The organism is Oceaniovalibus sp. ACAM 378 (assembly GCF_008085915.1).
In the GTDB taxonomy this organism is placed as follows: Bacteria; Pseudomonadota; Alphaproteobacteria; order Rhodobacterales; family Rhodobacteraceae; genus Oceaniglobus.
On the sequence record NZ_VSJK01000018.1, the window covers coordinates 3,660 to 27,612 of the forward strand.

Here is a 23,953-nt window from a genome sequence, read left to right on the forward strand (position 1 = left end):
TCAGTCCACGAGTTTGTCCTGATTGTGGCTGGTCGCAAGAGACATAAAAGCGACGGCACCGATCACCGTCACGCCCGCAAGCGTTGGCAGGGCAGGGAAGCCAAGGCCGCTCGCCAGTGCTGCGAGCGTTGGAAAGACTGTCAGTACGGGCAGGATCGGGGCCGTGGACGCTATGCGCGCCGCCGCCGCACGGTCCAGAAAAAACAGAGAGACAAAGCCGACAACGCCAATCCCTGCGATCGCCAATCCATCCATCAAGTCAGGGGTCAGCCAGACCAAAGGCATGACCGGCGCAAGGGCGAGGAAGGGCACCAGCGCTGTGTAGAAGAGGTTGGCGGCGACGGGCTCGGTCTGCAGCGAACGGGTCATTGCAACATAGATCGCGAAAGATGCGGCCATGATGAACGATCCCGTAAAAGGCAGTGGCGCCCAAGAGGGTCCGCTCCCGACAACGACGACTGCCGCAACGGAACTGAAGCAGACAAGCAGAACGGTCAAGGGGCCGGGGGCCTCGCGGTTCAGCAGCCAGCCGAAGACCAGCATCAGCGTTGGTGCGATCCAGAACCCCGCCCAAGTCTGTTCGGCGGTCGCACCGGCGACAATGGCGCCGACAAATCCGAGCGGCATGGTCAGCATAAGCGCCGAACGAGCCAGCTGATAGCGCGGTCGCGTCGTGTGCCAGAACCGTTGCCGACGAAATACCAGTATCACCACGAAAAGGTGCACGAGATAGCGGCACCAAATGATCTGGAGCACGTTCAGAGGATTTCGAATTGCATGGCCGAACACGTCCTCGACCACGAACCAGCCAGCCGTGAAGAGCAACATGAAGATAATTGCTGACCGCGTGCCTTCCTCGTTGGTGCGCATTCAGATCTCAGCCTCCTCCCATTGGCCTTCATCGATCTTTGTGCCGTCCAACTCGGCCAGCAAAATCCCGGTAAGGTCGTTCACCGTTGGACCCTTTAGCAGGTCGCTTACCTGGACTGTTTTGCCGAGCCCGGCACGCAAACGGTTGTGAAGCTCCATCGCCATAAGCGAATCCATTCCCAGATCCATGAGCGGGCGGTCCCTTTGGTCAATCATTCCTGGCTCCAGCGCCAGAACGCGCACGATTTGACCGGCGAGCCAATCGCCGAGCAATTTCAAATGCTCATCGGCGCCAACCGAGGTGAGCTGTGCGAGGATATCGCCGTCAGTGTCGGTGCTGGCCTGTGCCGTCTGCTTCAGGATGTCAGAAAACAGCGGCCCTGCTTCCGCCGGTAGTTTGCTGCGGATCATGGGAACGATCCCGACCTGTGGCGATGGGCTTCCAAACAGCGCGTCCGCCAACATTTCGACGCCCTCGTCTGGATGAATCATCTTTAGACCCATGGACGCCCAGCGTTTCTGGTGGCGATCGTCAACGTGGGCGGCCATGCCGATTTCGGCCCAACTGCCCCAATCTATGCTCAGCGCATGAAGACCCTGCGCGCGTCGCCAATGGGCAAAGGCGTCGAGAAAGCCGTTGGCGGCGGCGTAATTTGACTGGCCAGCCGCCCCCATCAGGCCGGCGCCCGAGCCAAAAACCACGAAGAAGTCGAGGTTTTGCTTTGCAGTCAGGGCGTGCAACACCCGCGCCCCATTCACCTTGGGAGCCAGTACCTTGGCAATCCGCCTTGGTGTCATGTCGGGGATCATCGCATCATCGAGAATACCGGCGGCATGTATAATGCCTCGGAGTGGCGGCAGTTTGGCTTCTGCTTCGGTTAGCAAATCCGCCATCGCGCCATGGTCCGCCACATCAACTGCGCGAGTCAGCACCGTGACGTCGGCAGTTCTGAGAGCTTCGATTTCGGGCACGAATGGCTCGGTCTCGCCGGAGCGGCTGATCAGAATGAGATTGCGCGCGCCAGAAGCGACCAGCCACTGCGCGGTCCGCAAGCCGATACCGCGCAACCCACCAGTAATGAGATAGCTCGCATCCGCGCGGATCCCTTCGGGCCGGGTCTGGGTCAAGACGATCTTGCCAGTGTGGTGCCCCTGCGCCATGAATCGGAACGCATCCGCCGCCTGTTCAAGGGGCCAAGCTCTATGGCTCATCGGCGTGAGTGTTCCCTCCGCCATCGCGTCGTAGATGTCCTGCAACATGTTCCGGACCAGCCCGGAATCCGACGCCGTGATCTCGCCGAGATAGAGTTGGTGATAGATGCGGCCGGGATAATCCTTGTCGATCCGCGCCTGATCCCATTCGTCGGTCTTGCCGATCTCGACAAAACGACCGCGCTCGGCCAGCATGCCAAGACTGGCGGGGATGAATTCGCCAGCGAGTGAATTGAGAATGAAATCGACACCGGTATCATCTGTCGCTGCCATCAGATCTTGCACAAATGACAGCGAACGGGAATCGCCCACGGCTTCGGCGCCGAGCCGAATTGCGAGCGCACGCTTTTCAGGTGAACCGGCCGTGCCAAAAACCCGTGCCCCCAAGCTGTGCGCGATTTGCGCTGCGGCCATTCCGACACCGCCGGTGATGGCGTGGATCAGCACCTTATCGCCCGGCTTGACCTTGCCAAGCGTTTTGAGCGCATAGCCAGCCGTCAGCCAGGCAACCGGTACGGCTGCCGCTTCGGCCATGGTCAAGTGTTTTGGCTTTGCGACCACCAGGGTCGTGTCAACAGTGACGAACGTAGCAAAACTGCGGTCGGTCATCGCCACCACCTCGGTGCCGATTACAAATTCAGTGACGCCCGGGCCCACAGCAGTGACGACACCGGCACATTCGCTCCCGAGCGGACCGGGATCGCCGGGATACATGCCGAGCGTGTTCAGGACGTCGCGAAAATTGACCCCGGTTGCCCGCACACGCAACTCTATTTGCCCCGAACCGGGGGGGACGCGCTCAACCGGCACAAACTTCAGATTTTCCAGCACGCCGCGTTCGGTGATGTCGAGAAGTACTGGCGTCTGTTGCGCGACAGGTTCGATGCGCCCGGGTGCCAGGCGCGCAGCAAAACGGGCATCGCCGCGAAAGGCCGTCTGGTCTTCGCGGTCGGGGTTGGTGAGCGCGCGAAACAACTGGTCGGCTTCGCCGTCCGAAAGCGTGGGATCAAGGTCGATCCGCACACAATGCGTTTCAGGACGCTCGGTCGCGACAACGCCGGCAAAGGCATTGACAGGTGACTGGTCCAGGTTCGGGGCCTCGCCAGCGATGGACTGGCTGCCTCGGGTCACGAACCACAGTCGTGCACCGTCAGGCGCGCCCTGCGCGAGGCAAAGCGCGGTGGCCAGAAGGTCGTCGTGTCCCGTCGCGTCAAGCGGCCAGAGATTGACGATGTCCCGCACCGCGCCGATCTCGTCGAGCAATCTGCGAACCTGAGATATGTCTCCGCCACAGAGCTGTACTTCGTCATCTCCGGCCGTGAATGTGTTTCCTTGCCGAGCGATGCAGACCTCGGCTCCGGCGGCACGCAAGCGCTGGACGAGTTGCTCGGCGGTGCCGGTTTCGTCGGCGAGTATCAGCCATTTGCCGACAGCCGATTCTGGCTGCGGCTCGGACAACGGCGCGCTTTTCCATGTGAGATCGAACAGCCAATCACTGCGGTCCTGTGCGCCCATCATCCGGCGCAACGTGCTGCGCTTGACCCGCTGGAAACGAAAGCCGCGCGCGCTCAAGACCAAGCGGCCATCTGTGTCAAACAGGCTGAAGTCGCATTCGAGTTCGTCCGCTTTGGCGGTTTTGCGTTGCGTCAGATGGCAGAGCGTTTCGCGTGGCACCGGCGCCAACACACGACATTCGTCGATGGCGACGGGCATGAAGGCGTCGCCGCTTTCCTCGGTTTCGAACAGCAGGGCGCCAAGCAGTTGCGCGCAACCATCGATGAGGGACGGATGGGCGATAAATCCACTGTCAGATAAGCTGTCTGGTAAGCAAACACGGGCCCAAGCCTCGTCACCGTGGCACCGGATTTCGCTGAGCGGGCGGAAGGCGGGGCCATACTCGACGCCGAGCGAGGCCATCCAGCCATAAAAGTGCTCTGCATCGAGGTGGCTCGCTGTCTGTGGCACATCGGGCAAGCTGACTTCTGAATGCGGCAGGCTTGCTTCGGTCAGTCCGGCCTGCATGTGCAGCCGCCAATTCGGTTCCGCGCTGTCGACAGCAGGCTGCGCGCTGTAGATCCGTATATCCCGGCGGGCCGCACCTTCGTTATTCAAGATGACCTGCATCGCAACACTGCCGTCTTCCGGCAGGATCAGACCGTCGCGGATCTCGATGTCGCGCAGGCTCACGCTTGCGGTGCCAAGCGCCTCTTTTGCCGCCCCGAATGCCATTTCGATGAATCCGGCGGCGGGGAAGGGGGCGTGGCCGTAGATGCGGTGATCGGCCAGCCAAGGTACTGTCGTGGTCCCGATGTCACTCTGGAAGACCTGAACCGGGCCGGGGTTGGACTTGCCCAGCAGTGGATGATCGCCCGACGCCCTGACCTGTGCCGGGATGTCATCAAATTCGGGCCAGTAACGCTCGCGCTGGAAGGGATAGGTGGGCAGAGCGATCCGGCTGGCCGGCAGCTTGCCGCCCTGCAGAGCGTCCCAGTTCATCGGTTGGCCCTGCACATAAAGCGTGGCTGCGGCCTCGGTGATGGCTGCGCTGTCATTGCGCCCCTTACGCAGAGAGCCGACCCAATGCGCCTTTTCGGCGCCGTCACATTGCCTGGCCATGCCAATCAGGCTGGCTGAGGGGCCGACCTCAAGGAATGACTGGAAACCGGTTTGCAATAGCGTCGCGACGGAGTCGGCGAAGCGAACCGGCTGGCTGATATGGCGGGTCCAGTAGTCGGGCGTGGCAATCTCGGGCCCAGCTATTTGCCCGTTCAGGTTTGAGACCAGCGCAATCTGGGGATTTTCAAACCGGATGCCCGAGGCGATCTCGGCGAAACTCTCCAATATCGGATCCATCAACGGCGAATGGAAGGCATGCGAGACGGTCAATTCTTGCCCCGAGATACCAGCCTTGGCGAGCCGTTCCATTACCGTTGCCACCGTATCGCGCCGACCAGAGATGACGGTATTTGAAGGCGTGTTCATCGCTGCGATTCCGCAGGTTGCTTCGAGGTCCTTCAGCGCGGTGCTTACTGTCTTGGCGTCAGCAAAGATCGCTGCCATGGTCCCATCCCGCGGCAGCGCGCTCATCAAGCTTCCACGGGCCGCGATCAGGCGCAATGCATCCTCAAGTCCGAACACCCCGGCGACGCAGGCGGCGACATATTCGCCGATGCTGTGGCCGACAACGGCAGCAGGTTCGACCCCCCAGCTCTGCCAGAGCTTGAAGAGTGCCCATTCCACTGCGAAGAGCGCCGGTTGCGTATAGGCAGTGTCGTTCAGCATTGCCGGGTTCTTGTCGAACATCACATCAATAAGTTTATGCTCTAACTGCCCTTCCAGGGTCGCCGCGCAGGTCTCCAGCGCAGCGCGAAAAACCGGTTCGGTCTGATATAAATCCCGGGTCATGCCAGGATATTGCGATCCCTGACCGGTGAACATCATCACGACTTCGGGCGCGCTTCCGCCGGGCACGGATCCTCGCACCACGCCGATGGGAGTTTCGCCCTGCGCCACCGCGTCCAGCTTTGCGAGCGCGTCATCGCGGTTTGTCACCACGCATGCGACCCGCCGATTCAGATGTGATCGGCCCAGCCCCAGTTCGGCAGCGGTTGCTGCGATGCTGGCATTTGGCGTCGCGCGCAGATGGCTCGCTAACTGCCCGGCCAGCGCCGCCAGTGCCTTGTCGCTGCGACCTGTCAGGGGCAGAAGCGTGCAGGCGCGTTCGACCAATGGGAGGTGCTCTGGCGGCGGCGGCGCCTCTTCGAGGATGATGTGGGCGTTGGTGCCGCTGAACCCGAACGAACTGGCTCCCGCCCTCAGTTTGCCGGACTCTGGCGCCTCCCAGGGTGTCAGCCTGACGGGTATATGGATCGGCAGTGTGTCCCAGGAGATCAGCGGGTTTGGGGTTTCGAAATGCAGGTGGGCCGGGATCTGACGATGCTGGAGCGCGAGCGCCGCCTTGATGATTCCGGCGATGCCGGCCGCGCCCTCGGTATGGCCGATATTGGTTTTGAGCGAACCAACCAACAGGGGCGTCTCGTGTGGGCGGTCGCCAAAGACTTCACCCAGGGCGTTGATTTCGATCGGATCACCAAGCGAGGTCCCGGTACCATGCGCTTCGACGTATGAGATGTCCGAGGGCTCAAGCCCGGCGTCCTTGAGCGCGGCGCGCAGCACGGCGACCTGCGCGCGCCCGTTGGGGGCGGTGACCCCGGTGCTGCGTCCGTCTTGGTTGATCGCGCTGCCCTTGATCACCGCGATGATCCGGTCGCCGTCGCGCTGTGCGTCGCCAAGGCGCTTCAATGCGATCATGGCGCAGCCTTCTCCGCGCACGTAACCGTCGGCCGCCGCATCGAAAGTGTGGCACTTCCCGGTGAAGGACATCATCCGCGCCCGCGACGTCAGGATTGCGCCGACTGGCGTCAACGTCAGCGTGACACCCCCCGCAAGTGCCATGTCCGCATCGCCGGAGCGCAGCGCACGGACGGCTTCGTGAACGGCGACCATCGATGAGGAGCAGGCGGTGTCGAGCGCAAAATTCGGGCCGTGCACGCCGAGGAAATAGGACAGTCGACCCGCCGCAATGGAATGAGTTGATCCGGAAGCAGCATAGGCGTCAGCAGTCCGATCGGCTTGGAATTTCGCCAAGCGCATTGCAAAATCATGTGCGGTCATGCCGACAAATATGGCGGTCTGGCTTCCCGACAGCGACGAGGGCGCGATGCCAGCATGTTCCAGTGCCTCCCATGTGACTTCGAGCAAAAGCCGTTGCTGGGGATCAAGGCTGATCGCTTCGCGCGGCGTAATGCCGAAAAAAGCCGGATCGAAGCCTTCGACATCGTCAAGAAAAGCGCCCCAGCGGGAATAGGTCTTGCCGGCTGCGTCAGGATCCGGGTCGTAGATCGGGTCGAGTTCCCAGCGGTGGGGGGGTACCTCGGTGACGACGTCACGTCCCTGCTTCAGCAGTTCCCAGAGCGCCTCGGGCGTGTTTGCCGAGCCGGGAAAACGACAGCCGATTCCAACAATTGCGACAGGTTCAGATCGGGCATTTCTGAGCCGAATAAGCTCGTTCTCGAGACGATTGATCGTGGCGACCGACCGCTGGAGAAGACCGTGATAGTCTGTGCCTGGCTTGTTGCTCATGTGCTGAAATCCCTGTCCATTCGGTCCAGTTGGCTCGCGAGCTGTTCCGCCAATTCTTCTTCTGACATGGTGTCGTTTGCCATGTCGTACGGCTCTGCTGCGGGGGAGGTGACGCGCGTCGGGTCTGTGGATGATGCGAATTGCTCGCCGATGAAATCAGCAAGCGCGGTAACGGACGGGTAATCGAAAGTGACCGTTGTTGGCAGCGACAGCCCCGAGGCGACGTTGAGCAGGTTGCGAAGCTCAACGGCCATCAAGCTGTCGAGACCGCGCTGTTGGAGTGGCTCGGTAACGTCAATCGTGTCCTCTGGTGACCCACCCAGCACCTTTAACGCTAGGTCGCGCACAGCGCCTTCCAGCACCGCGCGCCGACGATTGCGTGGCGTCGATGCGATCAACTTCGAAAGGTCCGCCTGAACGCCGATGCCGGTTGCGCCGGCCGTTTTTCTTTCGGTGCCGTTCGGCGTCCGCATGTTGTTTGGGAGCAACTCGGAAAAAAGCGGCACTGCCGAGTCGCGATCGGCGACCGCCCTCCAGTCGGCATCGATAACAGCGACCTGCGGGCCTATCTGCGCGGCGTTGGTCAGAATTGCACCGAGCGCGCGCAGTCCAACCGAGGGAGCGATGGGGCGCAGAGCCTGAAATCCGCGGCTGTGCTGGCGGGCACCAGCGCCGATTTCGGCCCAAAGGCCCCAGTTGATGGTGAGCGCCGAGCGGCCCGCAGCGCACATCCTGTAGGCCAATGCATCTTCGAAGGCATTGGCCGCGGCATGGTTGGCTTGCCCCGCCGATCCCGCGACCGATGCGCCAGACGAGAACATGACGAAACGTGCCGAGGTTGGCAGGGCCTGCATGAGGTTCCATGTCCCGGCGACCTTGGCCTTCATCACGGTTTCGATTTGTGCCCAGTCAAGGTTGACGATCACAGCGTCCGCCAACTCGCCTGCGGCGTGGATCGCCAGTCCGACCGGCGGGAGTTGGTCCCTGAGTTCATTCAGGCAGCGCTCGACATCGGGTGTGTCCGAGACATCGCCCTGCAAAACGCAAACTATCGCGCCGCAAGCTTTCATCCGGTCGATGGCTTCCCGCGCCGCTTCACCCGGAATCGATCGGCCAAGGAGTGCGATATATTGCGCGCCCTCACCGGCGAGCCATTCCGACACCGCCAAACCCAGCCCACCCAGCCCCCCGGTCACGAGGCACGTGGCATCCCTGGGGAAGTCCAGTGCAGCAGCGCGCAGTAATGCCCCGCCGGGAGCCAGTCGGCGAACCAGCCTTGTGCCGCCGCGCAGGGCTGATTGATCCTCGCCCCCCGAACGGCGGAGTTCACCTGCGAGTGCGTCTGCGTGATCGGCACCTTCGACGTCAAGATCGATCCGCCGGACGGCGATCTCGGGGTGTTCCAAGGCCAAAGTATGTGAAAAGCCCCAGACGGCGGCCTGCGCCGGTTCGGCGTCGTCTGTGTCCTGCGTTGCCTGTGCGCCACGTGTGACGATGCAAAGATGCGGCGCCTCGCCAGAGGCTGCCGCCATAGCATGTACCGTGCCCAGCAATCCCTCGAACAATGCGCGTTGTCCGGCCATCACGTCGTTCGCGCTCATACCGTCATCTGTTCTGACATCAAGCGCGCCAAGATGGATGACGCCATCTGCATCACGTTGCCGCAAGGCATCTTGCAGCGCGACACTGTCCGCGACGATAGATGCGTCGTCGCCCGTCGCGTCGAGCGCGGTTTTCAACGCGAACTCCATGCTGCCACCGGGTACAATCAGCCAGCGCCGCTTGGCGTATTGCAGCGTGGGACGACGCGCGACAAAGATAACTTGTTCAGCCAACGCGCCCTTCGCTCCATCGGACGGCAGCGCACAAACCTCGCGAAAACCCATTTCGTCAAATAGCTCCAGCCAGTCGGATTGCGGCATTAGCGCATAAGACCGGCGTTGGGTGTCCCCATAGGACCACCAGCCGTCAAGCAATCCGACCGTCAGATCGCCGAACCTTTGCGGCTTGGTTGCTTCGAGTAGAAGCAAGATGCCGTCGGGCGCCAGCAGGTCGCGGATATGACCCAATGAGGTTTCCAGATCCGGCGTTGCATGGATGACGTTGCCTGCAAGAATGACATCGAAGTCACAAAGGTCAAAACCCTGCTCTGTCGGAGGTACCGAAATATCAAGCGTTCTGAATTCCATTCCGGCACTTTGCTCAAAACGGCTGCGTGCTCGGTTCAGGAAGAGCGGCGAGATATCGGTGAAGACATAGTCCAATGCCTGACCGCCGAGTTGCTCCAGTATGCGCGCCGTGGCGCTGCCTGTGCCCGCGCCGATCTCAAGAATGCGCAGACGGCGGCCCTCTGGCCAGTTTTTCGCGATGGTGCCGACCATTTCGGCCAGAGCGGCGGTATAGGCGCGCGCGGGCGGCGACAACTCATAGAGGTTTTTCGCGAGTTCGAGCGAGCCTTCAGGGAAAAGCAACGCCAGAGGATCTATGTGCCCGCGCAACACGTTGGCCAATTCGCTGCCACAGCGTTGCGTCATCTCGGTTTCCGCTTCGCACGCGGGGAAAGCATCGCGCAACTCGACGGCCTTTGCCTGCATGTCGTGGAGTTCAGGTGACGTCACCACACAATAATCCGCGCCCGACGGGTTCAGATTGCCATCCTCGGCAAGGATTTCGAGCATCCGATCCACAAGCCTGCGGTGCCTCGGATGCACCTCCGAGGTATTCACCACCTCCTCCGAGCTCAGCCGGTCGCCGACGGACAGCGGATGGCCCAGATCGCGCAGGGCCTGCACAATATAGCCAGAGGATAGCGCGTCGAGCCGCTCCATGAAGTCCGCATAGCGGGTTTCCAGCCCAAGATTTTCGGCCAGTGTTGCCAGCACAGGAGCACCGGCATTGACCAACTGCCCCGGTTCCGCGGGAACCGCATCTCGGCGCCAGACGATCTTTTGCACGATCCGCTTCACAGCATCCAGAGTTGGCTCAGCCACCAGATCTTCGGTCCGAATGCGGCGCAGGGTTATATTGTTGAAAGTAATCAGTGGCGCGCCGCCCTTCGACACCAGCCGCACGTCCGCCAGAAGGCTTTCGCTGTCATCGGGTTGCGTAACGCGCGCCTCGCAGAGGAAACGGTCAGGTAACGGCGCGTGCCAGATAATACGCGCGGCACCAAACATCAGGTAAGGTTCTTTGAGCGATGGCAAATCCAGCGCCCCGCCGATCACCTGAAGCGCGGTATCGACTGCGACTGGAGAGGCGAGATGATGACCGGATCGGGCCGAGCAAGTGACAATTTCGCCAATGGCGTATCCCTCGGCAGCCCGCAGCGTATCGATGTTGCGAAAGGCTGAACCGACGCTGATGCCCAGATCGGCAAGGTTCGAATAGAACTGTTCGACCGGAACCGGCTTTGTCGCATCGTCGAAGAGCATCTGTTGCGGCGGAATGGCCGTTCCGCGTGCAAGCAGTCCCTCGCAGAGGCAGACCCAAGAGCCATCCTCCTGCCGCGCCGATACGCGGAAATGCGCTACGGACTCACTCTCGGGTGTTAGTGAAAGTTGCAGCAGTCGGATCGCATCACCGACAAGATCGAGCGGTTGTCGAAGCACGAAATCGCGGATCTCAACCGTGCCGTCGCCAAAATGCAGCTGTGCCACCTGCCAGGCCCAGTCCATTTGATATGTGGACAACAACATTGAATGGCCGTGGACTGACTGCTCGCGAAGCCAGGGCATCGTCGAAGGATCGAGTTCCACCTCGAACAACCGGGTTTCACCAAGTGAATGGATAATCTGGCGACCAGGTAGATTGCCCGCAGTGCTCGGCACTTTGGCTTTTTTCGTCGGCTCGATCCAGTAGCGCGCACGCGAAAACGGATAACCCGATAGTCTTGGACGTTGCCGTGGCCAAGGGGTGTCGAAGCTTCGCCAATCCACATTTACGCCACCCACATAGAGCCGGGACAGGTTTTCCAGCATCTCTTGCAGGTCATCATGACCGCGCCGAAGCGAACTCAGCCAGGTCGTGTGGGCAGCGTCGAGATTTGCCTGAGCGACCGGCAACAGAGCGGGATGCGGGCCGATTTCCAGAAACACGCTTGCCCCCGCCTTGGCGGCAGTGCCAAGACCGTCGGCGAACCGGACGGGTGCTCGAACATGCTCGCGCCAGTATCCCGGCTCGGTCAGTTTTCCGCTTTCGACTTGGCCAGTCAGATTGGAGATCAGCGATATCTCAGGGACGGTCAGAGTGCAGTTGGCCACCGCTGCTTCAAACGCGCTCAGCATCGGCTCCATCAGCGGCGAGTGAAACGCGTGCGAGACGCGCAGGCGGGTCGGTGTAAACCCGTTCGCCCTTGCTGCGGCATCTGCTGCGTCCATCGCCGCCACCGCGCCAGAGATGACAACGTTTTGCGGCCCGTTGATCGACGCGATGTCAAGTTGATCCCGCCATGGTGCAATCAGATCCCGAGCCGCATCGGGCGTTATCTGCAGCGCAGACATGGCGCCCGGTTCGTCCAAAGACTGCATCATCGCGCCGCGCTTCGCGACCAGCGTCAGCGCTTCCTCAAGGGTAAAGACTCCGGCGACGCAGGCCGCTACATATTCGCCAAGGGAGTGTCCGAGTACCATATCCGGCACGACCCCCCAACTGCGCCACAGTGCGGCAAGGGCCCATTCCACGGCAAAAAGGGCTGGCTGTGCAACAGCGGTTTCGTCCACCTCATCTGTGTTGCCTTTGATTACTGACAGAAGCGGGACGGGCATCACGCCATCCAGAAATGCGGCGCAGCGTTCGATCTCGGTCCGAAACACCGGATGCGCGTCATAGAGGCCTGCAGCCATCCCCGGATATTGCGCCCCTTGGCCGGTGAATACAAAGGCGAGCTTGGGTGCCCGCTGCCCGACCGTGTCTTTGGCATAGCGTTTGTCGGTGCGGTCGCCCGCCTGCAACAATGCGTCGGCTTCGGCGGCGCTGGCGGCGACGACGGCAATTCGGTGCGGATAGTGGTCCCTGCCTGCATTGGAAACGTGGGCGATGTCAGCCAAGGCGCCGGCGCTTGCCAAGTCAGCCCGTCGAGCCTCGACCAGTTGGCTGAGACTGTCGGCGCTTCGTGCCGAGACGGTGAGGACGTGCAGCGGACGCTCGGCCAGTGTTGCGTTTGTGGCAGCGGCGATGGGTGCGGGTTCAAGAATGAGATGCACGTTGGTGCCGCTGAACCCAAACGAACTGACGCCGGCCCGCAGTGGCAGATCGTCGGGCCAAGCCTCGCAAGATCGCTGTGGTTCGACGGTGTGATCGTTCCACCCTATCAACGGGTTAAGTTCTTTCAGGTTGACTTGACCCGGAAGCGTGCGGTGACTGATGGCCAGCGCCGCCTTGATGACACCAGCGACACCAGCGGCGGATTCGAGATGTCCGATTTGCGATTTGATCGAGCCGAGACGCAGCGGCGTGCTGCGGTCAACCTTCATGCAAAGCGCAGCACAGAGGGCATGCACCTCAATCGGGTCGCCGAGCGCTGTGCCGGTGCCGTGCGTCTCGACAAATCCGACGTCACCGGGTTCGAGACCGGCGTCGTCAAGCGCGGCTGTGATCACTGCCTGCTGCGCCGCGCCGTTCGGAGCGGTCAGCCCGTTGCTGCGGCCGTCCTGATTCATCGCGGATCCAGCGATTACGGCCACGATCCGGTCGCCGTCGGCCTCTGCATCGCTGAGCCGTTTAAGCACCAGCACTCCGCACCCCTCACCGCGAACGAAACCGTCGGCCCGCGCATCAAATGTCTTGCAGCGGCCGTCCGGCGCCATCATGTGGGCGCGCGATAACGCGATCGTCGTTTCCGGCGTCAGGATCAGGTTCACTCCGCCTGCCAGCGCCGCGTCGCTTTCGCCACGCCGGAGGCTTTGGACCGCCAGATGGATCGCGACCAGCGAGGACGAGCAAGCTGTATCGATCGACAGGCTGGGCCCCGTGGTGCCAAGGACGTAAGACAGCCGACCCGACGCCATGGAATGCGCAATTCCCGAGGCGGTATAGGCGTCATAGTCGGTAAGGCCAGCGTCGCGCAAAACGCCGTGATAGTCATTTCCGGAGATGCCGCAATAGATACCGGTTCGGGTTCCGAAAAGCCTTTTCGCCGGGATTCCCGCATCCTCAAGGGCCGCCCAAGCGGTTTCGAGCAACAGGCGCTGCTGGGGGTCGAGCGATTGGGCTTCACGCGGGGCAATGCCAAAAAATTGTGGATCAAATTGGTCGATGCCCTTGATCCATCCGCCCCAACGGGTTGAGATTTTGCCGGGCGCATCCGGATCGGGATCATAGAGGCTATCCACGTCCCAGCGATCCGCAGGCACCTCCGAGATCGCCTCGGTCCCATGCGTGATGAGGGACCAATAGGCGGCAGGTGTGTCAGAGCCGCCAGGAAAACGACAGCCGAGCCCGACGATGGCAATCGGAGTGCGCGCCTCTAACGCGTCGAGCCGGGCCTTTTGCTGCGCCGCAAGAAGCGCCAGCCGTTTGGGCGAATAGGCACTGATACGTTTGAGGAAATCGCTCACTATGAGCCTCCTGTTGCCCTGGCGAAAAGAGCCTCGATCTCGTCTTCACTGAGAGTCTCCAGCGTATCGAGATTGGTGGCCTCGGAATGGTCTGGCGCGGGTTCGTCTGCCAGGACAGTGGTGATACGGGTTAACAAGCCATCAGTCAGTGCAGCGACCGTAGGGTGTTCGAATACCATCGTGGTCGGCAGGTTGAGTTTGCCACCCAGCCCTGCCGACAGCTTGTTGCGCAGATCGACTGCCATGAGCGAATCAAGGCCCAGATCCCGAAGTGGCCGGTCCAGATCGATATCCTCAGATGTGGCAAGGTCGAGCGTTGATGCCACTTGATCGGCCACGAAATCCAACATGATGGCTCTCCGGGCTGTGCCTGTCGCTGCGGCAAGTGTGTCAAAGATCCGAGGGGGGGGCAGGCGGCGTTCGGTCCGGGCTGTGTCGGGTGTCGTTTCGGTCATCCGTTCGAGAAACGCGTGACCGATCATGTCGGGGCGCTGTGCCCGAAATCTGGTCCAGTCTATTGGGCAGGCCACGACGTGCGCCTGCCGCGACTCCATCGCCTTTTGCGCCATCGCAAGACCGGCAGCGTTCGTGATGGGCCGGATCCCTTTGTTGCCTGCCATCACATCTGCCGCCGTCTCTGCGGCGATGCCAGCTTCTGACCACGCGCCCCAGGCAATGCTGATGGCCGGTAGACCGAGCGCCTGCCGGTGCTGCGCCAGCGCGTCCATAAAGGCGTTTGCCGCCGCGTGGTTGGTTTGGCCCGCCGATCCCAGCGTTCCGGCGACCGACGAATAGAGAACGAAGAAGTCCAATCCAAGCGAAAGGCTTTCCAGATGCAGGTTCCAGCTGCCGTCCACTTTTGCCCCAAGCGGCACAGCAAATTCGGCGCGGGACATGCGCAGAATGCTGGCATCCGAAAGTTGCCCGGCAGAATGGACGATACCCCTGAGTGGCGGCAGGTCGCGGACAATCTGTGCAAACAGGTCGGCCACCGCAGCGCGGTCAGACACGTCGATCTGCCGAGTCTCAATGCGAACCCCCTGCGCGCGCAACTCGGACAAAACGGTAACAGTTGCCGCATCCGGCGCGCTGCGCGCCACAAGCACGAGCGTCCGAGCCCCACCGCGGACCATTTCGCGCGCCGTCTCCAGGCCCAGGCCGCGCGTTCCACCCGTGATGAGATAGCTGGCATCGGCCCGCAGATTTGCAAAGCTATGGGTTTCGGTCGGCGTCGGTAGCAGCACAATCTTGCCGATGTGCCGCGCCTGCGCCATGAACTCGAACGCCTCGCTCGCATGGTTCAGCGGAAAGGTTGTGACGGGCAGGGGGCGGATCTTGCCGCCACGCGCCGCTTCCATGACCTGAAGGAAAAGCGCGTCAGAGACTTCAGGCGACTCTGCGCGGATCGCTGCCAGATCAACGATTTGATAGGAGCCCTCGGGACGATGTTCGGCAAATCGGGCCGGTGTCCATAAATCTCGTTTGCCGATCTCGACAAGACGGCCCGTCGGGGCGAGGCAGGCGACTGTCGCGTCGATGAATTCGCCGGCCAGCGAGTTGAGCGCAAGATCCACGCCCTTGCCGCCCGTGGCTGTCATCGCCATTTCGGCAAACTCAATGTCCCTTGAAGAATAGACATGTTGAATGCCCGCAGCGCGCAATCGTTGCCGTTTGGCCTTGCTGCCAGCGGTGGCTATGATCCGCGCGCCTGCCGCCTGTGCTATCTGAACGGCGGCCGAGCCTACGCCACCGGCAGCGGCGTGGATCAGTACCCATTCGCCTCTGCGCATTTCGCCGATGTCGATCAACGCGTGCTGCGCCGTCATGAAGGCGAAAGGCAAGGTCGCGGCTTCAGCCGGTGAAATACCTGTCGGCAGCAGGAACAGTTCGGCGTCGCGTCCAATGGCGCGGGTGGCGAAACAGCCAGTAGCAATGCCAACAACCCGGTCACCGGGCTGCAAACCATGTACGTCGGCACCGACGGCTCGCACGATGCCGACGCATTCGCCGCCGAGCGGTTCGGTATCGTTTCTCATATTCAGCGCGTTCATCACATCCCGCAGGTTCAGACCGGCTGCGATCACATCGATCAAAACCTCGTCTGGACCGGGCTGCAGATCGTTCAAGGGCACCAGCCGCAGGTTCCCAAGCACACCATCTGAGGATTTTTCAAGCGCCACGGCGTGTGTTTCTGGCTGGGCCAGATCAGTTGCCGCAAGCCGCGCCGCAAAGCGGGTTTCGTCGCGCAGCGCGATCTCGGCTTCGTTCTGTGGTCCAGTCAGCAGGGATGCGAGGGCGTCCAGCACGGGCTGACCGTCGGCGCCGCGCGGCAGATCCAGCGAAGTCGCGCGCAGGTCCGGGAATTCCGCGCGCAGCGCACGCATCATGCCCCATACAGCCGCCTGCGCTGGGTCTGGGCGATCGCCGCACGCGACCTTCTGGGATTGGCAGGTTGCGACGACAAGGCGCGGCATTTCGCCTTCCAACTTTTGTCGCAGGAGATTCTGAACGGTCTCGCGCAGGGCAGACAAAACGGGCTCGGGACCGCCGCGGGCCATATCCGCGCCGAGTGGCCGCAGATCGAGGATGCCGTCGGGAGCGCCGGAAAAATCAGCCAGCCACTCTGCCGATGATGTTCGCAGATCAACATTGATGCCCGCAGCGGTCAGAACATCGGCGGCCCGCGCCGTTTCGGCATCATCGGCAATTACGATCCAGGTCGCCTCTGTGACGCCGTCCGTGGCTGTCGGTTTGCGCGCCGCAAAAATGACTTGTCTTGATAGCGGATTGTTTCCGGACAGATTTTCCGCCTCCAGTCCGCATCCCCGAAGAAGTTCGATCCAGGCGCTCGGTCCTATCAGCGGGTATTCCGGTCTCAAATCCTTGTCCGCGAACAGCCACCAACCCTTGGTGAGGCCGAATGATAGATCTACCCAACGCTCGGGTGCGACGACTTCAAGCAACAGCATGAGACCGCCGGGCGCCAACATTTCCTGCACCCGTGTCACTGTGGCGCGCAGATCGGTCGTCGCGTGAAGCACATTGGCAGCGATGACCAGATCATAACCTTGCCGCGCAAACCCCTGCTCCGTTGGATCCTTTTCGATATCAAGTGTGCGGAAGCTTAGGCCGTCGCGGTTGCCGAACTCGGCTTCGGCGTTGCGGACCATCGCCGTGCCGATATCGGTGAACACATAGCTGAAATCCAGCCCGTCAAGCCGGGACAGAACCGTCGCGGTTGTCCCGCCAGAACCGCCGCCGATCTCAAGAATGCGAAGCGGGCCGACGCTATCGGTGCGGGCCTTGCACAGGCGCCGAACCGTCTCGGCGATGGCACCGTTGAAGGTGCGGGATTCAGAACTATCGCGATAGAGCGCACGGGCATTTGACAGGTCGCCGTCCGGAAAGAGATCCTCGACCGGATTGCGGGTGCCGCGCAGGATCTGTGGCAGGTTGGGGCCGCATTTGTCCATCAACTGCAGCTTGGCGCGGGCCTGCGGATGGCGCTCTGCGACCGCTTTGGACATCCGAACCGGGTCAGGTTGCGGCAGCTCGGAGATGACGGTCCATGATTGTCCCTCGCGGCTCAGAATACCATCCTCGGCAAGAATATTCAGAAAGCGCGTCAAAAGCCCCCAAAGCCGCTCGGGTATGCCAAACCGGTGGGCGAGACTGTTCACCTCGACCGCATCTCCGATGACTTTGGTCCAGCCAAGCGTCAGAAAGCATTTTGAAATCCACTCGACAGTGACGGCATCAAGTGCGGTATTGGCGGCGTCGTAGCCGACAAGGTCGTATTCTTTTGCGAGGGTATCAAGGGTCTGCCGCGCCTCGAAAACAAGCGTATCTGGGGCAGGCAGCGGGGCGAGCGAACGGATCGTCGACCAGTCGACGGTGTAAAAGGCGTTGGGCGGTGTTTGTCGCGCTTCACGCAGGATGATGTCGGAAAGCACGGCGACCAATCCCGCATCGTCGGTGATCGTGACCGATGCCCGCAGGGTTCTGTCGCCCGCCGAGCCTGCGGGCACCGTTTTTGCGCGGGCGCGAAGCCCAGGCCCGGGGCTGCGCAGGATCGTTACATTCCCCATGGCAAACGGGAGATAGGCCACAGCCTCTGCAGTTTGCTCGGGTAGGGCGGCGGCGATGACCTGCAAGCACCCGTCAAGCTGTGCGGGATCAAAAAAATAGCGGTCTTGCGTTTCGCGCGCGGTGATCTGTCCGACGGCCTCGTTTTCTCCGACACGGATGATTTTTTCGATCCGCTGCAGGCTTGGTCCGAACCTGAAACCGCGCGCAGCCAGATCGGCGTAATGCGTCGCGGCGTCCTTGTATTCGGTCTGCGCGCTGAAATCTTCTGGTTTCAGATCTTCCTTCGCGGTCGGAATTTCGGACAAAACCAAGGCTGTCGCATGACGCCGCCACAGCCCTGTTTCGCCTGCCCAAGATAGGATTTCGACACTCTCGCTGTCCTTGTTGCACGTTACGATCGTTTGAATCAGCGTTTCTGTCCGATCGTCCAGTACGAGCGGGTCGATCAGCGTGAGATCGCCAAGGCTGTGCAGACCAGGGAGGACAAGCCGCACGGCCGAAATCGCCATCTCGATCATTGCGGCACCCGGAACAATGCAACGCCCCTGAACCACGTGATCCGCGATGTGATCGCGATCCCCCGCCAGCAGCCGTTGCTCGAACACGGTATGGTTTTCGAGGGCGACGCGCAGCTTGGTGCCAAGCAGCGGATGCACTTGTTCGGTGTCATCGTTCGTCCGTGGTCGCGTTGCACGGAACCAGTGGCGGTCGCGTTGGAACGGATAGGTGGGTACGTCGGCAATGCGCCGGTCAGGCCCGCTTACCGCGCGCCAATCGATGGACACGCCGGCCCGCCAAACTGTCGAAACCGCAGCCATCAGGGCGGCACGATCATCGGTCCCCCGGCGCAGCGTGCCAGTGAGCGTGGTGCTGTCGTCGGAAAACACCTCTTTCGCCAGAGGCAGCAGCGCCCCGTGCGGACCGATCTCGATGATCAACCCCGGCTTGAGCGCCGCTATGCTGTTCAGACAATCGCCAAAGCGAACGGCCTCTCGCAAGTGTTGCCGCCAATACCGCGGGGTTGCAATCTCGTCCGTGGAAGGCTTCCCGGTCACGTTTGACATCAGTCGGATGCGGGGGCGTTGCATGGGGATTTTGGCAATCAAAGCTTCAAATGCGTCCAGCGCCGGCTCCATAAGTGGGGAATGGAAGGCGTGCGAAACTGCCAGCGGACGTGAGGCTATGCCAGCCGTGTCGAAGCGGTCGCAAGCGATGGCTATATCTTCCGCAGGTCCGGAAATGACGGTTTGTACCGCGCTGTTGACGCCAGCGATAACCGCCCCACTGTTGAGCGCGCGAAGGGTGTCCTGAACGGTCTTCTCCGGAGCAAAAATGCTGGCCATGGCGCCGCCCGCCGGCAGCGCTTGCATCAGCCGGCCCCGCGCGCTCACCAATTGCAGCGCATCTTCCAGCGAAAAGACTCCGGCCAAGGTTGCCGCCACGATTTCGCCCAGAGAATGGCCAGCCACGATATCGGGTCTGACGCCATACGCGCCCCAGAGTTGGGCAAGCGCGTATTCCAGTGCAAAGAGTGCCGGTTGAGCATTTCCAGTCCTGTTGATGCGGTCGTCGTCGGTTTGATCAAACAGGATCTCGGTTAGCGGTACCTGTAACTCGCCTTCGAGTTCTGCTGCGCAACGGTCGATCACTTCGCGGAACACCGGTTCGGTTTCGTAAAGGCCTTTGCCCATTCCGGCGTACTGCGCGCCCTGACCCGTGAAAAGAAAGGCGGTTCGAGGCGGATCGCGCCGCACAAACGCAGGACCGGCAATGCCGGGCGCACTGTATCCTTCGGCCAGCGCCTCCAGACCTTTGCAGAGCGCGGCGCGATCCGCGCCGATCACGGTCGCCCGCGCTCCAAGCTGCGCCCGACCCGCCGTGGCCGTGTGGCAGAAATCGCCGGGGTTGGTGGTAGGATCTGCCAGTGTGCGTGCGTAGGCGGCTGCCAATTCGGTCAATGCCGCGCCCGATCCGGCTGCCGAAAGAGCCAGAATCATCGGCTGACGTGTCGTGTCTGATCGTTCGGCAGGGTCCGGCGTCGGAGCTTCGAGCACCAAATGAGCATTGGTGCCGCTGAAGCCAAAAGAGCTTACCCCGCCAATCCGTCGGCCGTTGCGCGTGGGCCAGCCGCAGGCCGTGCTGGTAACGGCAAGCGGCATATTGCTCCAGTCGATCAGTGGGCTTGGTTCCGCCGCGTGCAGGCTGGCCGGAATATGGCCGTGCTGTAGGGACAGAGCCAACTTGATCAGGCCGATGGCACCTGATGCTGCCTCCAGATGGCCCAGGTTGGATTTCACCGAGCCGATGAGAAGCGGCTCGGTGCCGGGTCGTTTGGCAAAAACTCCGGCCAGCGCACTCGCTTCAATCGGATCACCCAAGGATGTGCCGGTGCCGTGGGTCTCGACATATCCGACATCCTCAGGTGTCACCCCGGCACGTTTAAGCGCCGAGCGGATCACCGCCTCTTGCGCAGGTCCGTTGGGTGCGGTGAGCCCACCGCTTGCTCCATCCTGATTGACGGCGCTGCCGAGGATCTGCGCGATGATCCGGTCGCCGTCGTGTTGCGCGTCTGACAGACGCTTGAGCGCGACAACGGCGCAGCCCTCGGCCCGCCCGAAACCATCGGCGTCGGCACCGAACGCCTTGCATCGCCCATCTGGCGCCAGCATCCTTGCCTGCGACAGCGCGGTGAAGATGTCAGGCCCCAATATCAGATTGACGCCGCCCGCCAGCGCCATGCGGCAATCACCGGTACGCAGCGCCTGGCAGGCCATATGCACTGCCACCAGTGACGAGGAACAGGCTGTGTCGATGGTGACGCTTGGGCCTTGCAGCCCGAGGATGTAAGATAACCGCCCACTAAGCGTGCTGTGCGCGATCCCTGAGGCGAAATGTGCATCCAGAAGGGCGGGATCGCGGGTCTTCAGCTGTTCATAGCTATAGTCATTGCCCGCAGCGCCTACAAAAACGCCGGTCGCGCTGCCGACGAGTGAGTCGGGAGCCTGCCCGGCATTTTCAAGCGTTTCCCAGCAAACCTCGAGCATCAGGCGGTGTTGCGGATCAAGGCCCTGCGCCTCGCGCGGGGAAATGCCGAAGAACTCGGGGTCGAAACCATCCACCGAGGCCAGAAAACCGCCATGGCGGGTAGAGATCTTTCCCACCGCGGCGGGATCGGGATTGTAATGTGTGCTGTGATTCCAACGGCCTTCCGGCACTTCGCTGATGGCATCGGTACCGTCGCGCAGCAATTGCCAGAACTGCCCCGGGCTGTCACCGCCACCCGGAACGCGACATCCCAGTCCGATGATCGCAATCGGCTCTCTCGCGGCGGTTTCAATGCGCGCCAGTTTGGATTGCGCTTCATCAAGCGCGAGGAAGGCACGCTTGATCGGGCTGAGCTCTCCACTGGAGATGGTGGATGCCTTTGTCATTGTCGTAAAACCCTCTCGAGCAATAATGCCTCGACCTCTTCATCCGTCATTTCGCTGATGTCTTGCGTGGTTGTATTTTGCGCCAGTGTGGCAGCGGGGGCTTCGGGTTTATCGGCACTGATTTTGGTTAACTGCTTGAGAATGAATACCGAAAGGGCCTCGATCGAAGGATGATCAAAGGCGATCGACGCAGGAAGGGGGCGCAACAGTTCCAGCTCTTCCGCCAGAAGTTTCCTCAGGCGCAACGCCATCAGCGAATCCATTCCCAGATCCATCAGCCGTTCGAACCTACCCGGGGGGTCGTCGTCCTCGCGTCCCAGAACGCGGATGACCGTGTGGCGGACCCTTTCGCGCACCATGTCGAGCCATTCGGATTCAGGTGCGTCAGCGAAGGCTTCGACGAACCCTGACCGGGGCCTCGTCGGTGTGCGGTTGTCTACCGGTGCCTCGGGCATCAAAGCCTGCGCCGGTGCCGTCTGTCCGGCCTGTCGGGCGAGGATGACATGCTGACCCAATATCTCGGCCACCGAACCCGCTTTGGGCCAGCCCGAAGCCTCGGCAAAGCCCGCCTCGTGCAAGGTTCGTAGCCAAGTGTCAGAATCCAGCAAAGGGTTGTCGTCGCGCAGCCCATCGTCGAATTGCTGCCAGCCCTCGATCAGCCCGGTTGTGATGTCGAACCAGTCCATATGCACCGTTGACTCAACCAGCATCAGCAATCCGCCGGGACGCAACAATGTCCGCAGTCGCGACAGGATGTCTGGCAGGTTGGTGCCTGCATGGACCACATTGGCGGCCAGGATGAGGTCGAAACTACCGGTCACGAACCCCTGCGTGTCGAAAGGGGCCTCCATATCGAACTTGCGGAAATTCATCCCCCGACGGTTGCCGAACCGTTCGCGGCCGCGATCGAGGAAGACGTCACTCACATCGGTGAAGACATAACGCGCCGCGCCTTCGGGCAAAGCAGCAAGGATGCTCGAGGTCGTGCCGCCTGTGCCGGCGCCGATCTCAAGTATATCGAGCGCCTGACCAGCCCCGAGCGTGCCAGACATCGAAGCGGCTGCCGACCGGACAAGTCCGTTGACGTAGCGCATCATCGCGCTGTCCTCGTAAAGTGCCTGGGCCAGCTTGAACTCGCCCCCCGGAAACAGCGTCTCAAGAGGCGAACACTTGCCGCCAATCACGTCTGGCGCAAGGCTGGCGCAATGGCGCACATAATTCAGCAACGGCGCATTGTCGGCAAAAAGCGGTCCGGCTTCGTTCCAGAGCGCGGTCATGTCTGGGGCGCTTAGCGGCACCGGCGCGGTGTATTCCCCATCGTCGCGGCATAGCAGGCCCAGACGGGTCAGGCTCTCAAGCCATCGACCAAGCAGATGGCGATACATGTCATCCGCACCCAGAGCCGAGATGACCGCGGTCAAAGACAGCTTGGTGCAGGTCGTGGTGAAGAGCCCTGCATCGTGCAGCGTCTTTTGGGCGACCGCTGCGGTGACACGCGACAGGAAATCCCATTTTGCGGAATAGCTGCCGGCGTTCAGATCAAGCGGACCACGTTCGGCCTGAAGCGAAAGCGCAGCGCTGGCGGTCTCCCAATAGGTGCGCGGCGGAGGGCGCTCTGTATTCAGCGCAAAGCGCTTGCGCTGGAACGGATAGGTGGGCGCGGCAATCCGCTGCCCGCAGGCACCGCTGTTTTCCAGAAGCCCGTGCCAGTTGATCTCGGCACCGTCCGCGTACAGTCGGGCCGCACTGGCTGCCATGTCGCTCCAATCGGTTCGGTCGCTGTGCAGGCTTGGAAGAAACGCAATTCCTGTTTCGCCGGCACATTCTTCGGCCAGGCTCAGCAGCATCGGATGTGGCCCGATCTCGATCGCATGGGTGATGCCGGTTTCAGTGAGCGCCGACATGGCATCGGCAAAGCGTACCGGCTTGCGCAGATTGTCGGACCAATAATCGGCATGCTCCATGGCATGCGCGGCGACCGGTCCGCCGGTAACGGTCGATATGACTGGTACGCGTGCCGTGCCCAGAGCCAGATTTTCCATGCTACGGCGCATCTCGTCCTGAACCGGCTCCACAAAGGCGGAATGTGCGGCAAAGGGCACGTTCAGCCTGCGGGTTCGCGCGCCAGTTTGCGACAAAGCCAAAAGGCAGGTTTCAAGCGCCCCTTCAGGCCCGCTGAGTGTGACGCTTTGCGCGCTGTTGTAAGCCGCAATGGTCACTTGCCCATCATGTTTGGCAAGTTCGGCCTCGATCACGTCGCGCGCGGCTGAAACCGATCCCATCGCGCCGCCCTTAGGAAGCGAGGCGAGCAGCCTGCCGCGTGTCGCGGCGGCGCGCACGGCATCGCCGATTGTCATGACGCCGGCCGCATAGGCGGCGGCATATTCGCCCAGTGAATGCCCCAGAACCGCCGAGGGGGTGACCCAGAGCGCCCGCCAGAGGTCGGTCAGCGCGCATTGCACCGCAACCATCGCCGGTTGCACGATCTCGGTCCGATCAAGCTCACCGGAGGCCGAATTCAATGCATCCGCCAGCGACATCCCGATAGCCTCCCGAAGCGCGCCATCGGCCGCTTCAAAGGTGCGGCGGAATACGGCAGAGGTTGCCAGCAATTGCTGCGCCATCTGCGGATAGTGCCCGCCCTGACCTGAAAAC

At 61.8% G+C, this 23,953-nt stretch carries 5 protein-coding genes (1 of these 5 running past the window's edge); all 5 read right to left on the reverse strand.

Features of this window, described 5'->3' with window-relative positions; all coding sequences use genetic code 11:
• Tightly spaced (each overlapping or abutting the next), the 5 genes in view from FQ320_RS20135 to FQ320_RS20155 form a layout consistent with a single transcriptional unit that may run on beyond the window.
• Nucleotides 1–870 (reverse strand): hypothetical protein, encoded by an 870-nt coding sequence (locus FQ320_RS20135; protein WP_148475123.1) that lies wholly within the window; start codon nt 868–870, stop codon nt 1–3.
• On the reverse strand, nt 871–7,224 hold the full coding sequence (locus FQ320_RS20140) for a type I polyketide synthase (protein ID WP_148475124.1): 6,354 nt from the start codon (nt 7,222–7,224) through the stop codon (nt 871–873).
• Nucleotides 7,221–13,778 carry a type I polyketide synthase gene (locus tag FQ320_RS20145; protein WP_148475125.1) on the reverse strand — a complete coding sequence of 2,186 codons (6,558 nt, stop codon included), beginning with the start codon at nt 13,776–13,778 and terminating at the stop codon, nt 7,221–7,223. The genes FQ320_RS20140 and FQ320_RS20145 overlap by 4 nt, the downstream gene beginning before the upstream one ends.
• Nucleotides 13,778–21,298, reverse strand: coding sequence for a type I polyketide synthase (locus tag FQ320_RS20150; protein WP_148475126.1), 7,521 nt, complete (start codon nt 21,296–21,298; stop codon nt 13,778–13,780). Before FQ320_RS20150 ends, FQ320_RS20145 begins: the two co-directional genes overlap by 1 nt.
• Nucleotides 21,295–23,953 carry the 3' portion of a type I polyketide synthase gene (locus tag FQ320_RS20155; protein WP_148475127.1) on the reverse strand. The gene runs 1,685 nt beyond the window's last position, so the window shows 2,659 of its 4,344 coding nt (coding positions 1,686–4,344); the start codon falls outside the window, past its right edge; its stop codon occupies nt 21,295–21,297. Before FQ320_RS20155 ends, FQ320_RS20150 begins: the two co-directional genes overlap by 4 nt.